This is a genomic window from Bradyrhizobium sp. AZCC 1721 (assembly GCF_036924715.1).
Lineage (GTDB): Bacteria > Pseudomonadota > Alphaproteobacteria > Rhizobiales > Xanthobacteraceae > Bradyrhizobium.
The window spans coordinates 1,027,685-1,042,500 of the sequence record NZ_JAZHSB010000001.1; the positions used below are offsets into that span (position 1 = coordinate 1,027,685).

The 14,816-nt window shown below is 60.9% G+C and carries 8 protein-coding genes, 2 tRNA genes and 2 rRNA genes (1 of these 12 cut by a window edge); 8 read left to right on the forward strand and 4 right to left on the reverse strand.

Annotation, left to right across the window (positions count from 1 at the left end; all coding sequences use genetic code 11):
• The first annotated feature begins 63 nt into the window (after positions 1-63).
• Together fsrB and V1273_RS04995 are read left to right on the forward strand one after the other, a co-directional pair.
• Positions 64-1,356, forward strand: a complete 1,293-nt coding sequence (fsrB, locus tag V1273_RS04990) for a siderophore utilization protein FsrB (protein ID WP_334408903.1) — start codon at positions 64-66, stop codon at positions 1,354-1,356.
• A gap of 916 nt (positions 1,357-2,272) precedes the next feature.
• The gene (locus V1273_RS04995) at positions 2,273-3,250 is read left to right on the forward strand and encodes an IS110 family transposase (protein ID WP_334408422.1); all 978 of its coding nucleotides are present in this window, start codon (positions 2,273-2,275) and stop codon (positions 3,248-3,250) included.
• A 212-nt stretch (positions 3,251-3,462) separates the two neighbouring features.
• Here V1273_RS04995 and V1273_RS05000 read toward each other — a convergent pair whose 3' ends face one another.
• A complete protein-coding gene (locus V1273_RS05000; RefSeq protein WP_334408905.1) occupies positions 3,463-4,248 on the reverse strand; it encodes an MOSC domain-containing protein in 786 nt (261 codons plus the stop codon).
• Positions 4,249-4,572: 324 nt separating this feature from the next.
• Here V1273_RS05000 and clpB point away from each other — a divergent pair, with 324 nt between their 5' ends.
• On the forward strand, positions 4,573-7,212 hold the full coding sequence (gene clpB, locus V1273_RS05005) for an ATP-dependent chaperone ClpB (protein WP_334366539.1): 2,640 nt from the start codon (positions 4,573-4,575) through the stop codon (positions 7,210-7,212).
• A gap of 68 nt (positions 7,213-7,280) precedes the next feature.
• Here clpB and V1273_RS05010 read toward each other — a convergent pair whose 3' ends face one another.
• Both V1273_RS05010 and V1273_RS05015 read right to left on the reverse strand, forming a co-directional pair.
• A complete protein-coding gene (locus tag V1273_RS05010; RefSeq protein ID WP_334408907.1) occupies positions 7,281-7,544 on the reverse strand; it encodes a hypothetical protein in 264 nt (87 codons plus the stop codon).
• Positions 7,545-7,621: 77 nt separating this feature from the next.
• Positions 7,622-7,984, reverse strand: a complete 363-nt coding sequence (locus V1273_RS05015) for an SPW repeat protein (RefSeq protein WP_334366541.1) — start codon at positions 7,982-7,984, stop codon at positions 7,622-7,624.
• 186 nt (positions 7,985-8,170) lie between these two features.
• Between V1273_RS05015 and V1273_RS05020 the strand changes: the two genes are divergently transcribed.
• On the forward strand, positions 8,171-8,581 hold the full coding sequence (locus V1273_RS05020; protein ID WP_334366542.1) for a hypothetical protein: 411 nt from the start codon (positions 8,171-8,173) through the stop codon (positions 8,579-8,581).
• A 30-nt stretch (positions 8,582-8,611) separates the two neighbouring features.
• Here the strand turns inward: V1273_RS05020 and V1273_RS05025 are convergent, their stop codons facing one another.
• Positions 8,612-10,681: a M23 family metallopeptidase gene (locus V1273_RS05025; protein WP_334408908.1), complete on the reverse strand. Its 2,070-nt coding sequence runs from the start codon at positions 10,679-10,681 to the stop codon at positions 8,612-8,614.
• A gap of 841 nt (positions 10,682-11,522) precedes the next feature.
• Between V1273_RS05025 and V1273_RS05030 the strand changes: the two genes are divergently transcribed.
• The 4 genes from V1273_RS05030 to V1273_RS05045 form a co-directional block, all read left to right on the forward strand.
• Positions 11,523-13,011: ribosomal RNA gene (locus V1273_RS05030) — 16S ribosomal RNA — on the forward strand.
• A gap of 228 nt (positions 13,012-13,239) precedes the next feature.
• Positions 13,240-13,316: transfer RNA gene (locus V1273_RS05035), tRNA-Ile, on the forward strand.
• Between the two features lie 35 nt (positions 13,317-13,351).
• Positions 13,352-13,427: transfer RNA gene (locus tag V1273_RS05040), tRNA-Ala, on the forward strand.
• Positions 13,428-13,811: 384 nt separating this feature from the next.
• Positions 13,812-14,816, forward strand: a 23S ribosomal RNA gene (locus V1273_RS05045); it runs 1,839 nt beyond the window's last position.
• Together the 16S and 23S rRNA genes with 2 tRNA genes alongside form the textbook arrangement of a ribosomal RNA operon.

Below are 14,816 nucleotides of genomic sequence, written 5' to 3' on the forward strand. Positions count from 1 at the left end.
CGGTCGGTCGACCGGCGGTGATGATGTTTGCTCATTGAAGTACCCAACAGCACGGGCGAAGCCATGAAATCGATCTTCGGGCGACTGCATCGCTGGGCCGGCCTTCTCACCGCCGGCTTTCTGTTTTTTTCGGGCATCACCGGCGCGATCATCTCGTGGGATCACGAGATCGACGACCTCTTGAACAAGCACCTGTTCGACGTGACCAGCAGCGGTCCCGCGATTGCCTCCGTCGAACTTGTCAAGCTGATCGAGCAGCGCGATCCGCGCGCGCGCGTCGTCCACATGTTCATGACGCCGGAAAAGGGCGAATCGCTGTGGTTCTTCGTGCTGCCGCGGATCGATCCCGCTACCGGCAAGCGATTTAGCCTGGATTACAACCAGATCTTCCTCGATCCCAACACCGGTGCAGAGCTCGGGCGGCGCTACTGGGGCGCGGTGTGGCCGGTGACGCGCGAGAACTTCGTCTCATTCCTCTACAAGCTGCACTACACCATGCACATTCCGGAGTTCTGGGGCAGCGATCGCTGGGGGATGCGGGTGCTTGGCGTTATCGCGATCATCTGGACCATCGATTGCTTCGTCGGTTTCTATCTCACCCTGCCGTCCCGTCGCCGCGCCAGGGCAGAACGGGCGCCAGCCGTTGCGCGCGAACTCGGCCGCGGCTTCTGGGCGCGCTGGGCGCCGGCCTGGAAGATCAAGACCTCGGGCAGTGCCTACCGAATCAATTTCGATATCCACCGCGCTTTCAGCCTGTGGACCTGGGCGCTGCTGTTCGTCATTGCCTTCACGGCGTTCTCGCTCAACCTGTATTTCGAGGTGTTCTCGCCGCTGATGAAGACGGTATCGAACTACACTCCGACGCCGTATGAGCAGCGTCCGTACCGGCATCTCGACGATCCGATCGAACCCAAGGTCACGTATGCCGATATCGCCGCGCGCGCCGCGGCCGACGGCAAGAGCAGAGGATGGACCACGCCGGTCGGTTCGATCAATTACGGCCCGGCCCATGGCGTGTATGCTGCGGCCTTCTTCCACCCCGGCGACGATCACGGCGCCGGCGGCGTCGGCCCGGCGCAGCTTTATTACGACAGCGAGGACGGACGCCCGATCGGCGAGCGACTGCCGTGGGTCGGCACCGCCGCTGATATCTTCGTGCAGGCGCAGTTCCCGCTGCATTCCGGACGGATCGTCGGGCTGCCCGGCCGCATCCTGATCTCGGTGATGGGGCTGGTGGTTGCGGCGCTGTCGGTGACCGGCGTCGTGATCTGGTGGCGCAAGCGCCGTGCTCGTGTCCGGGTGCGCGAGACCGCTGCAGCACGCTCGAGCAGGGGCCAGCTTGCGCCGGCGGAATAGTTCCATCGAGCTTGTCGGGGCCGTCGAATCCGGCTTCGGGATCGATCGAGAATGGTGGGCACGGCCAAGAGGCCTTTGCCCACCCTACCGCTACTGATTTGCCTGCCCTTGCAGGCGCGATGTCGTGCGACAGGCAAATCACTTCTGATTTTCAGAAATCGTGTCAAGCCCGGGAATCAAAAATATTCCGCTTAACACGAGGGGCAAATCAGCCGCATAACTCCGCCCGTCTCACGGCAGATGAGGGGCGTTGGCCATCGTCACGAACGTGCGGTGAGATGCGGTGGACGCGGAATGCGCGCGAGACGTACGCGCAGGATGCGTACGGCGAAGTCGTGTGGTCCTGATGTCGCGGTGCTGGCATTAAGTTGCGTGGGGCTATTCTCGCGCAGCGACGGTGGCAAAAGAGCCGTTCGCCGGGGAGAGCACGAAGTAAGCCGTAAAGCCATTGCGCAGGGAAGGCCGGGATGCTCCCGCTGTACCTGTATGCTCGTGTGCGTTTTCTTTTGCGCACTTTGCACACGAGACCGCGGGTGCGGCGCGCACCCGGTCTTCCCTGCGCCCTCTGAACGAGAGGGCGGGAAGTTGATAGCAAGCCTCGGGCGCAATGCGTCGCGAGAATGCCGACCCACACTCAATTGTCGTTACCCGCCAACGGGTCGCGCGAATGCGCCCCGATGACAGGCTCCGGCGGGTGACCCAGTATTCCAGAGACGGCAGTGATTGAACCGATAAGCCGCGGCGTACTGGATTGCATGATGGCGTCGCCATCCTGTTGGATGGGGCGTCGGCGGCCCCTCGAGTACTGGTCAGGTCCTGCAAGACCGTGGGAATCTTAGGACCGCCGGCGTTACGGTCTGACACGCGCACGGTAGAGAGGGCCTGAGCCCGCATTGCAATCCGGCGTGCCGACCAGATGCATATTCTGTCGGAGAACAGCCACATGGACAAGATGGTGATCGGGGTGGACGTTGCCAAGGAGTGGATCGACATTGCGATCGCGGGTGACAGTCGGGTCAAGCGGATCGCGAACAGTGAGCGAGCGATTGACGCTTGGTTTATGCAGATCGGGGCCGGCTCGATCGGCCTGGTCGCGTTCGAGCCGACGGGCGGCTATGAGCGGCTTCTGCGACGGTGTCTCCGCCGCGCGAAGGTCGCCTTCAAGCAGGTGCACCCGAACGAAGTCGTCGCCTATCGCAGGCGGCGTGGCATCAAGGCCAAGACGGACCGCATCGACGCCAAATTGTTGGCCGACTTTGCCGCCGAGGAGCTCGCTCGCCGCGACATCGAGTCGGTTCCAGAGGCCGATGAGGTCTTACGTGAACTCGCATCGCGGCGCCGGCAGTTACAGGCTCTGCTGCATGCCGAGACCTGCCGCTGCGACGTGGCAGACAGCGCCATTGTGCGCAAGAGCCTGCGGGCGGTCATTGCCGCCCTTGAGCGTTCACTCGCTACGGTCGACAAGGCCATCGCCGAACGCATCGCAAGCTCCGCGCATGCCGAGACCAGCCGGCGGCTGCAAACCTTCTGCGGTGTCGGCCCCGCCATCGCGGAAACATTGATCGCGGACCTGCCGGAACTCGGACATCTGTCAGGCAAGAAAATCGCGGCCCTTTGCGGCCTTGCCCCGCACACGCGCGACAGCGGCAAGCAGCACGGGCATGCGTCCATTGGTCATGGCCGCTCCAGCGTGCGCAAAGTGCTCTTCAACGGCGCCCGCAGCGCGATCCAGCACAATCCGGTCATGAAGGCCTTCTACCGACATCTGGTCGATGACAATCATCGCCTGGGCAAGGTCGCGCTCACCGCCGTCATGCGCAAAATGCTGGTGACGCTCAACGCCATGATCCGTGACCGATCAGATTGGAGACACGCAGCCAGGCCTGCGGCATGAGCCTTCGATCATGGCAAGCCAACGCGGCAGCGAGCGCAGCCGGTCAAGGCCGGCATCGCCGCCGCGCAGCGGTCGCCTTGACCGGCGAGCACGATGCCGCACTCTCGCCCATGATCGACCTCTTGACGAACATCACGGTAGATCCCCGCGGGGATGACAGTCGAGTGTGCGCTGCTATCTCTTCCCGTCATCGCGAGGAGCGGCGAGGCGAATCACAACAACTCCGCCTGCTCCGCCGCGATCGCGTCGCCGGTGCTGATGCTGCCGCCGGTGATCACCTCGGCATAGATCCCGCAATCGCCGTGGCCGAGTTGGCGCTGCAGCGCCGGGGGAATCGCGAGATCGCGCTCGGCCGTATCGGGATCGACATTGACAGCGGCGCAGCGGACGATGCGTTTCACCACCCTCAGCCTGATGTCGCCGATCGCAAGCGTCCGGTCGAGCAGGTCGAATTCGTGCCAGGCCGGCCAGCCCTCGACATAGAGATTGGCGCGAAAGCGAAGCGGATGAACGGGGGCGCCGACGATGTCCTCGATGGCGCGGACGCTGGCGAGGTTGATGATCGAAACGACCTTGCGGGCGACATCCGAAAAACTGTGGCCGGGGCTTTCCAGCACCTTTGGCGGGCCCTTGATCTGGCCGGCAAAGGCGGTGGCAAAGAAGTTCTCGATTGTCCGCCGGCCTTCGGCGGTCGCCAAATTGCCCTGGGCCGCAATCTCGCCGTTCCGGCGGATCGAGAGCACGTTGCTCGCGTCGTCGAAATGAGTGTGCAGGCCGGCCAGCCACTCATCCCGCATCAGCATCAGGAAGTGCGGCTTCGGCAGCCATTTCGGCTCCGCCGGATCGAAACCGGAGGGGCCGTTCTCGATGGCGTAGCGGCGGTCAGCCAAAAGGGTTTGTCCGGGCTTGAGCTCGGCACGGTCGAGCTGCTCCGGGGTCAGGCCCTTGACGGGGTAACGGTAAATCCCGGCGATCCGGGCGGGGGAGATGGCGTCCATGCGGCTTATTAAGAGATTCCTTCGGCTTTCGCCAACCGTTCCCGAATTTGTGAGTGGGCCTCTTCCGTTTTTCCCCACGATGCCCACATTCGAGGCAAGCCTGAAAAGCGGGCGACGACTGCGGCCGGTTGAGGAATGTCAATGCGGTTCGCGGATACCCAATGAAGATGCCGCAATCATGCCACGCGTGACCCGCGAAAGTGTGTGCGGTTTCGCGTCAAGGTCACGCGCCAAACATAAATGGGGCGCGATCGGACGCAAAACCGGTTTCCACTTTTGCTGATCGCGCCCCGGGTGGGCGCGGCATGCCGAGGGAAGCAAAAGATGAATATTGAAAAATACACCGAGCGGGCGCGCGGCTTCATCCAGTCTGCGCAATCGCTCGCCATGCGCGATGGGCACCAGCAGTTCTCGACGCTGCATGTGCTGAAAGTGCTGCTGGACGACAGCGAGGGACTGGCCGGCGGGCTGATCGACCGCGCGGGCGGTAATTCCCGCGCCATCCTCAAGACCACCGAGGACGCGCTGAAGAAGCTGCCGAAAGTCTCGGGCAGCGGCGCCGGGCAAATTTATCTTGCCCCAGATATGGCGCGCGCCTTCGGCGCGGCGGAAAAAGCGGCCGAGAAGGCCGGCGACAGCTTTGTCACGGTCGAGCGGCTGCTGCTGGGGCTGACGCTCGAGAAGAGCGGCGAGGCCGGTACCATTCTGAGCAAGGGCGGCGTCACGCCGCAAAACCTCAATGCGGCAATCGAATCGCTGCGCAAGGGCCGTACAGCCGATAGCGCATCGGCCGAAAACGCCTACGACGCGCTGAAGAAATACGCCCGCGACCTCACGCAAGCCGCGCGCGACGGCAAGCTCGATCCGGTGATCGGCCGCGACGAGGAAATCCGCCGCACCATCCAGGTGCTTTCCCGCCGCACCAAGAACAATCCGGTGCTGATCGGCGAACCTGGCGTCGGCAAGACCGCGATTGTCGAAGGCCTGGCGCTGCGTATCCTCAACGGCGACGTGCCCGAGAGCCTGAAAGACAAGAAACTGCTCTCGCTCGACATGGGCGCGCTGATTGCGGGCGCCAAGTACCGCGGCGAGTTCGAGGAGCGGTTGAAGGCGGTGCTGCAGGAAGTTACCTCAGCCGAAGGCTCGATCATCCTGTTCATCGACGAGATGCATACGCTGGTCGGCGCCGGCAAGGCGGACGGTGCAATGGACGCGTCCAACCTCTTGAAGCCGGCGTTGGCGCGCGGCGAACTGCACTGCATCGGCGCGACGACGCTCGACGAATATCGCAAGCATGTCGAGAAGGACGCCGCGCTGGCACGGCGCTTCCAGCCGATCTTCGTCTCCGAGCCGACGGTCGAGGATACGATCTCGATCCTGCGCGGCCTGAAGGACAAATACGAGCAGCACCACGGCGTTCGCATCACCGATTCCGCGCTTGTCGCCGCGACCACGCTGTCGAACCGCTACATCACCGATCGTTTCCTGCCCGACAAGGCCATCGACCTCGTGGATGAGGCCTCGGCGCGGCTGAAGATGCAGGTCGATTCCAAGCCGGAAGAGCTCGATTTGATGGACCGGGAAATCATCCGGCTGAAGATCGAGCAGGAGGCCCTGAAGAAGGAAACCGATCTCGGCTCGAAAACCCGCCTGCAGACGCTGGAAAAGGAACTGGCCGAACTCGAGAAGCAATCGGCCGACCTGACTTCGCGCTGGAGCGCAGAGAAGAACAAGCTGTCGAACGCGCAGAAGCTGAAGAGCGAACTCGACACCTTGCGCATCGAACTCGCCAATGCCCAGCGCCGCGGCGAATTCCAGCGTGCGGGTGAGCTCGCCTATGGCCGAATTCCCGAACTCGAAAAGAAGCTCGCCGAAATCGAAGCCAAGGAAGACGTGGGCGAGATGATGGAGGAGGCGGTAACCGCCAACCACATCGCGCAGGTGGTGTCGCGCTGGACCGGCGTTCCCGTCGACAAGATGCTGGAAGGCGAAAGGGACAAGCTCCTGAAGATGGAGGATAGCCTCGGCAAGCGCGTGGTCGGCCAGGCCGAAGCCGTGCGTGCGGTGGCAACCGCCGTGCGCCGTTCGCGCGCCGGCCTGCAGGATCCGAACCGCCCGATGGGCTCGTTCATGTTCTTGGGCCCCACCGGCGTCGGCAAGACCGAACTGACGAAGGCGCTGGCGGAGTACCTGTTCAACGACGAGACCGCGATGGTCCGCCTCGACATGTCCGAGTTCATGGAAAAGCACTCGGTGTCGCGGCTGATCGGCGCGCCTCCCGGCTATGTCGGCTATGACGAGGGCGGCGCGCTCACCGAAGCGGTACGGCGGCGGCCCTATCAGGTGGTGCTGTTCGACGAGATCGAAAAGGCGCACCCCGACGTCTTCAACGTGCTGCTGCAGGTGCTCGACGATGGCCGGCTGACTGACGGCCAAGGCCGCACCGTCGACTTCCGTAATACGCTGATCATCATGACCTCGAACCTCGGTTCGGAGTTTTTGGTGAACCAGCCGGAAGGCGAGGACACAATGGCGGTGCGCGAGCAGGTGATGGGGATGGTGCGGGCGCATTTCCGGCCCGAATTCCTCAACCGCGTCGACGAGATCATCCTGTTCCACCGCCTGCAGAAGAGCGAGATGGGCCGGATCGTCGAAATCCAGTTCGCCCGCCTGCAGAGGCTCCTGGAGGATCGCAAGATCACGCTGACGCTGGATGCCGCGGCGCGCGACTGGCTGGCCGCCAAGGGTTGGGATCCGGCCTACGGCGCCCGTCCGCTGAAGCGGGTGATCCAGCGCAACCTGCAGGATCCCCTGGCCGAGATGATCCTCGCCGGCGAGATCGCCGACGGCGACCGCGTCGTGATCTCGAGCGAAGGCAACGTGCTGACCTTCAACGGCAAGGCCGCGCAAACCGCGGAGATCGCCCAGTTCGAAGCACCGGTGCCGAAGCGCAAGCTGAATTGAGCCACACCAATGCAAAAGCCCCGAACACGCAATGTTCGGGGCTTTTGGCTAAGGCGCCTGTGGCTACGTCATTCCGTTGGACTGACGGCAGGCCCCGGCTGACCGGGATCATCGTCCTCGGGCTCGAGCTCCGTCAGTATATCCACGAGTTCGCGGACCCGGCCGGTCGCCAGCGGCCGGCCCGCATTCAGCATCGGCTCGTCATTGGCCATCCAGGCTTGAGCCTCCGCCAGCTCATCTACTGTGGCGCCGGTTCCGATGATCTGGGCGATCGTAATTTCATCAGCCCCGCTGACTGCCTTGATGATGTCGTCCCGGGTAATGCGGTTCATTGCTGCTCATCCCCTTCACGTCGCACCAACAACCGCCCGCCGCCAGCATGCGGCGGGCGGTACGCGAGCAAGGTGCCTCAGCGGCCCGTAGTAAGCCGCGGCGGGTATTGCGTCATGAGCCAGATTTCGATCGCCGCCAGCACCGCCACGGCAGCGCCGATCAACACATGCACCGTCATCGCCGTGGTCCCCTGGAAGCCCAATACCCAAGGCGATACCAGCGCCCACAGTCCGACGATCAGGTTCAGCCACTCCTCCCAGACCGCGAACGCTGCCAGCGCCGCTATCGCAATGATCGCGATCACGAGACCCGTGACGTAGGCGTTGGCGGAAACCGTTCCGGCCTCAAAGCCGCTGAACATCCACGGCGAAAAGAACAGTATCGCGCCGAGGACCAGGTTCGCGACGTCGCACAATTTTGCGTTGCTCCAATTCTCCATGGCATCCTCCATTGAAGATTTTGCCAATTAGTCAACCGTATAACGGCCGTTCGGGTTCCATCGGGGCCGCGACTGAACGCAAATTAATGAAACCGCGGGGCGGCGCTGCAATTGCCCTTGCAGGTAGTGGGCGTCGGCTACTGCCGGGAGCACCGGCCCAGAAACCCAAGGATAGGGTTCCCTCCGATGACAAAAGAAATAGTCCTACGCAACAGACCCGTCTTCGATCAGATCCACCCCAGTATCTATGGGGCCGCCGTCGGGCTTGTGGCGTGGTTTGCGGCAGCGGCCTGGATATTGTTCGACCGCGAGAGTGACATCGGACTTCTGCTGGCCATGGTCAGCGTATTGTTGCTGGTTGCCGTCCTGCTTCCGTGGTCGCTGTCGCTGGTCTGGAAGAGGCACGCGAAGCCACATCAACCGCACTCCGACGAGACCTCGTTTCATGATTGGAGAATTGGCGACTTCGCTGTCTGGGGCAGCAAGATCCATGGTACACAGGCGGCAATCGACATGCTGCTGCCGCTGGCCGCCGTTGCCTTCGGACTTACGGCGATCGGAATAGTCTTCCTGATCAGCGCTCGCGGGGCGCCGTAGATAAGTTGTCTCTCGGGGCGGCCTGAAGGCTCAGCGGCTGACCTGGCGGGCCTGCGGCGTGGTGCCGGTGGCTTCGGAAACCCGCGCCGAGTTGCCGCGGTTGCTCATCTGGGCGTCGAGACGGTCGCGCTCCTTTTCGAAGCTCGCCAGCATTGAGCCTTCGAGCGAACGGCCGCGCGGCAGCTTGACGCGCATCGGGTCGACGAAGCGGCCGTTGACCAGGATTTCGTAGTGGACATGGGCGCCGGTCGACATGCCCGTCGATCCGACGAAGCCAATCACCTGGCCCTGCCGCACGCGCTTGCCGGGTTCCATGCCCTTGGCGAACGCCGACATGTGGCCGTAGGCGGTCTCGTAGCCGTTGTTGTGTTTCAGGCGAACGTATTTGCCGTAGCCGCCTTCCCAGCCGACCTTCTCGACCACGCCATTGCCGGAGGCGAAGATCGGCGTGCCGTAGGGTGTCGCCCAGTCCACGCCGGTGTGCATCTTGGTAAAGCCCAGGATCGGGTGGCGGCGGCCGCCGAAGCCCGACCGCATGATGGCGTTGTTGACGGGTTTGCGGACCAGGAACTTCTTCGCGCTCTTGCCGGTCTCGTCGTAAAAATCGACGACGGAATCGTCCGGGGTCTGGAAGCGATAGTATTTTTTGGTCTCGCCGCCGACGGTGAGGGAAGCAAACAGCACCTCGGTCTTTTCGGTGTTGGGGGTGGCTTCGTCGTCGCCGGCGAAGAACACGTCGAAGGAGTCGCCCGGTTGCACTTTGCGCTGGAAATCGACGTCGTAGGAATAGATGCGGACCATGTCCTCGATCACCGCGGCCGGCACCTTGTTGCGCATGGCGGTCTCGTAGATGCTCTGGTAGAGGCGGACGCCGCTGCCGTCATCCTCGTCGTCATCCTCGTCATCTTTGCCGGCGGGAGCCTCGGCGACGGTATTCATGCTCTGCACGTCGACCGCGACATATTTGCCGACGTCCGACAGCGCGGCCACGGCTTCGACGGTGGTGTCGTTGGCGACGATCACGCGATAGGGCTGCAGCCGGGCGGCAGGCCCGAGGCCCGAGGGCGCCATCAGGATGCGCAGCTTCTGGCCTTCCTTCAGGCCGCCGTCGCGGCCGCGGGCGCCAAGGGTCAACGCGATCGCCCTGGCTTCATCGGGCGTCGCGCCCTGGTCGCGCAGGATTGAAGCGATGCTGTCGCCCTTCCTCACGATGTGAACGCGTTCGCCGGTGGGGTTGCCGCCGGTGATCTGGTCCTTGGTCTTCGGCAGCAGGGTGACATTTTCCGGCACGATGCGGGTTTCAAAGCCGGCATAGGGATCGGAGACGTTGCCTTCGGTGGCATAGGCGAGCTTGAGATCGGACTGCACGCCGCTGGTGTCAGCGGCGGCATTGGCAAGCGCCGTGTAGCGGACGCCGCCCGAGCCGCGCCAGTTCGCGGCATCCCGCACCCGCATCAGGACTTCGTCCAGCGCGACCACGGCGGAGACTTTCGCCTTCGGCAGCACCGTTGCGAGATCCTTGGTCACGAAGGAAACCTCGGCGTCGGGTTCGACCGCCTCGGGATTGTTCGGATCCTCGGAAGCCGGCTGAGTCGAACTGCCGACATCGGTGAGCATGCGCTGCGCGTTGAACGGCGGGATCTTGGCGGCGAGATCGCTCGTCGTCATCGATAGATTGCCGGAGATGCGAACGAATGGCCGCACCCGCATCACGTCGCGGTTCCCGACGCGGGTAACTGTCGATACCCGCATTACATTGCGCGAGGCGGTGGATTCGCCGGGCGGCGGCAGGCGGTCGCTCTTGTGCAGGGTGGCGGTGCGGTCATTGGCGCCGAATGCCCCGCGCAACGCGCCTTCGACCCGCTCCGGCACTTTGGCAAAGGTCATTTCGCCGTCGAGGGACGCAAAAACGGCGCCGCCGATGAGGGCCGCGCCGCACAGACCGGTGAGGATAGTGCCGCTGAACCACTGTACAGAGACACGGCGGCGATCAATCACCGCGGCTTCGGAGCCATCGACGGAAAGTGGCGGCTCGTGACCGAGATCAATGATCCCGATCTCGCGTCCATAGCCGCTTCCGCGTGGCGCCTTCTGGCTCAACCCTGTGTCCCCCCAAATTCCATCGACATCCGACAAGACCTCGCCCGATCCAGACCCCGCGTTTCCGCCCTTTTGAGGGAGCGATCCCGGAGCATGGCGTTGCCGCACGCATGGAAATTCGGGAATCAGAGGCCAGAAGAAGACCGGCCGCAGTCTCGAACGTCAATGGTCAGCAGATCTCTCGAAGTTTCCTGGCCGCGTGGGAAAGGCGACGGGTTCCTCGAGACCGCCTGTCCCGGGTAGATGAACACCGGGCAGCCCCCACTGGCATCCGGTGATTCAATGCTTACCTTATAGTCAGAACGTCGCAGGATTGTGGCTCAAGTGCGGCCAAAGGCCCGAAACATAGGGACTTCTTGGCGTCCCAAAATTCTTCGACGTGATGCGACAATTTGTTGACGAAGGGCGTTGACAACCCCGATCGGGCGGGCCTATAACCCGGCCACTGAGCGCGGCGATGCATTGGCCCCGAGGCCAAGGCATCTCTTCGCGCCCCGTAAGCTCCTCATTACGATGAGTGACTCAACAGCCGATACAAGTCGGTTGTTATTTGTCGTCGGATGGGTGACTACGGAACCTTCCAGAGATGGAAGGATGGGATCCCAAGCGGTCCCGGGCTGTTTGACAAGTGAAGATGAAGAAAGAGAAACGTGGACGGCGGAGTCCTTGCGAGTCTCGATCGCTTGAATACGCAAGTATTGAAGCGTTGAGGCTGGACGAAAGACTTCGGCGGTACACGTTTTAAAGGTTACACCATCGTCGTCAGCGATGTGAATCGCGGGCGATAAATATGGTGGGACCTCGTCAAACGTTGTGATCAGCCGGTTCAAGGTTTCAAGTCCAACTTGAGAGTTTGATCCTGGCTCAGAGCGAACGCTGGCGGCAGGCTTAACACATGCAAGTCGAGCGGGCGTAGCAATACGTCAGCGGCAGACGGGTGAGTAACGCGTGGGAACGTACCTTTTGGTTCGGAACAACCCAGGGAAACTTGGGCTAATACCGGATAAGCCCTTACGGGGAAAGATTTATCGCCGAAAGATCGGCCCGCGTCTGATTAGCTAGTTGGTGAGGTAATGGCTCACCAAGGCGACGATCAGTAGCTGGTCTGAGAGGATGATCAGCCACATTGGGACTGAGACACGGCCCAAACTCCTACGGGAGGCAGCAGTGGGGAATATTGGACAATGGGCGCAAGCCTGATCCAGCCATGCCGCGTGAGTGATGAAGGCCCTAGGGTTGTAAAGCTCTTTTGTGCGGGAAGATAATGACGGTACCGCAAGAATAAGCCCCGGCTAACTTCGTGCCAGCAGCCGCGGTAATACGAAGGGGGCTAGCGTTGCTCGGAATCACTGGGCGTAAAGGGTGCGTAGGCGGGTCTTTAAGTCAGGGGTGAAATCCTGGAGCTCAACTCCAGAACTGCCTTTGATACTGAAGATCTTGAGTTCGGGAGAGGTGAGTGGAACTGCGAGTGTAGAGGTGAAATTCGTAGATATTCGCAAGAACACCAGTGGCGAAGGCGGCTCACTGGCCCGATACTGACGCTGAGGCACGAAAGCGTGGGGAGCAAACAGGATTAGATACCCTGGTAGTCCACGCCGTAAACGATGAATGCCAGCCGTTAGTGGGTTTACTCACTAGTGGCGCAGCTAACGCTTTAAGCATTCCGCCTGGGGAGTACGGTCGCAAGATTAAAACTCAAAGGAATTGACGGGGGCCCGCACAAGCGGTGGAGCATGTGGTTTAATTCGACGCAACGCGCAGAACCTTACCAGCCCTTGACATCCCGGTCGCGGGCCCCAGAGACGGGGTCCTTCAGTTCGGCTGGACCGGAGACAGGTGCTGCATGGCTGTCGTCAGCTCGTGTCGTGAGATGTTGGGTTAAGTCCCGCAACGAGCGCAACCCCCGTCCTTAGTTGCTACCATTTAGTTGAGCACTCTAAGGAGACTGCCGGTGATAAGCCGCGAGGAAGGTGGGGATGACGTCAAGTCCTCATGGCCCTTACGGGCTGGGCTACACACGTGCTACAATGGCGGTGACAATGGGATGCTAAGGGGTGACCCTTCGCAAATCTCAAAAAGCCGTCTCAGTTCGGATTGGGCTCTGCAACTCGAGCCCATGAAGTTGGAATCGCTAGTAATCGTGGATCAGCACGCCACGGTGAATACGTTCCCGGGCCTTGTACACACCGCCCGTCACACCATGGGAGTTGGTTTTACCTGAAGACGGTGCGCTAACCGAAAGGGGGCAGCCGGCCACGGTAGGGTCAGCGACTGGGGTGAAGTCGTAACAAGGTAGCCGTAGGGGAACCTGCGGCTGGATCACCTCCTTTCTAAGGATGATCCTTCAGATAGCTTGCTATCTATCGGATCGTTTTAGAAACATCAGTGGCCAACAATCGTCAGGATTGTTGAGCTGCATTGGCGGGATTTCGCCGTCTTCGTTTCTCTTTCTTCGCGGACGAACACGCGCCAGGGGCTTAGCGCTGTGCGGAGGTTTGGCGCTTGTGCGATGCATTGGCGTGAGCCGATTGCGCGCGAGCTTGAGTCCCTCGTGTTAGGGGCTTGTAGCTCAGTTGGTTAGAGCGCGCGCTTGATAAGCGTGAGGTCGGAAGTTCAAGTCTTCCCAGGCCCACCACTTTGATCGAGTGCGGAGCATTCGTCTTCTGGTACGGGGCCATAGCTCAGCTGGGAGAGCGCGTGCTTTGCAAGCATGAGGTCGTCGGTTCGATCCCGTCTGGCTCCACCAGATGAAATCGAAGATCGGGAATGCCTCGAATAATCGTCCGCGAAACATCACTTCGCATGCGCAGTCCGGATGGATAGCGTCATGCGTGATATCTGACATCGTAAAGAGGAGATCGATCCGAGTTTGGGATCTGCAAAGCAATTTGCGGGCTCTCAATCATAATCTCCAGGTCATTTCGGCGCTCGCTCATCGCAAGATGATCGGGTTGTGAATGATCTTTTTAGCGAAGCTTGACCGCCTCGCTATCGGTTCGATCTTACGAAGCAAGCTGGTCTTTCTAATCAGTGTCCGGCTGTTGCAATCGCATTCATCGAGGATGCGTGCCTTCAATGGCTGTTGCGCAGACAACATTCTGCCGAGTGTGTGGACATTGATAATGAGAGCAATCAAGTGCCTTAAGGGTGTTCGGTGGATGCCTTGGCGCTGAGAGGCGATGAAGGACGTGCTACGCTGCGATAAGCCGTGGGGAGCTGCGAAGAAGCTTTGATCCACGGATTTCCGAATGGGGAAACCCACCTTCGATAGCTGGAACTCCAAGATCTCTATCTTGGGGTTCGTACAGCAATGTGTGAGACCAAGCCGTGAGGTTTTGGATTTCCAGTTATCAAGTGAAGGTATGAAATCTCTGAATTCATAGGAGGTTTTAAGCGAACCCAGGGAACTGAAACATCTAAGTACCTGGAGGAAAGGACATCAATCGAGACTCCGTTAGTAGTGGCGAGCGAACGCGGACCAGGCCAGTGATACATCAAAGACAACCGGAACCTGTCAGGAAAGCAGGGCCTCAGAGGGTGATAGCCCCGTACGGGTAATGCGATGATGTATCCTTGAGTAAGGCGGGACACGTGTAATCCTGTCTGAACACGGGGGGACCACCCTCCAAGCCTAAGTACTCCTCAGCGACCGATAGTGAACCAGTACCGTGAGGGAAAGGTGAAAAGCACCCCGACGAGGGGAGTGAAATAGACCTGAAACCGGACACCTACAAACAGACGGAGCCCAAGATACGTTCTGGGTGACGTCGTACCTTTTGTATTATGGGCCAGCGACTTAATTTAACGAGCAAGCTTAAGCCGATAGGCGTATGCGCAGCGAAAGCGAGTCTGAATAGGGCGCCAAGTTCGTTGTATTAGACCCGAAACCTAGTGATCTAGCCATGAGCAGGTTGAAGGTGAGGTAACACTCACTGGAGGACCGAACGGGTGTCTGTTGAAAAAGACTCCGATGACTTGTGGTTAGGGGTGAAAGGCCAATCAAACTGGGAAATAGCTGGTTCTCCGCGAAAGATATTTAGGTATCGCCTCGCATGAATGCTTCGGGGGGTAGAGCACTGGATGGGCTAGGGGGACTTACCGTCTTACCAAACCCAACCAAACTCCGAATACCCGA

Bases quoted from the DNA above. Each gene is read 5' to 3' on its own strand.
- fsrB (WP_334408903.1), top strand. From the start codon at position 64: ATGAAATCGATCTTCGGGCGACTGCATCGCTGGGCCGGCCTTCTCACC.
- V1273_RS04995 (WP_334408422.1), top strand. From the start codon at position 2,273: ATGCATATTCTGTCGGAGAACAGCCACATGGACAAGATGGTGATCGGG.
- V1273_RS05000 (WP_334408905.1), bottom strand. From the start codon at position 4,248: ATGGACGCCATCTCCCCCGCCCGGATCGCCGGGATTTACCGTTACCCC.
- clpB (WP_334366539.1), top strand. From the start codon at position 4,573: ATGAATATTGAAAAATACACCGAGCGGGCGCGCGGCTTCATCCAGTCT.
- V1273_RS05010 (WP_334408907.1), bottom strand. From the start codon at position 7,544: ATGAACCGCATTACCCGGGACGACATCATCAAGGCAGTCAGCGGGGCT.
- V1273_RS05015 (WP_334366541.1), bottom strand. From the start codon at position 7,984: ATGGAGAATTGGAGCAACGCAAAATTGTGCGACGTCGCGAACCTGGTC.
- V1273_RS05020 (WP_334366542.1), top strand. From the start codon at position 8,171: ATGACAAAAGAAATAGTCCTACGCAACAGACCCGTCTTCGATCAGATC.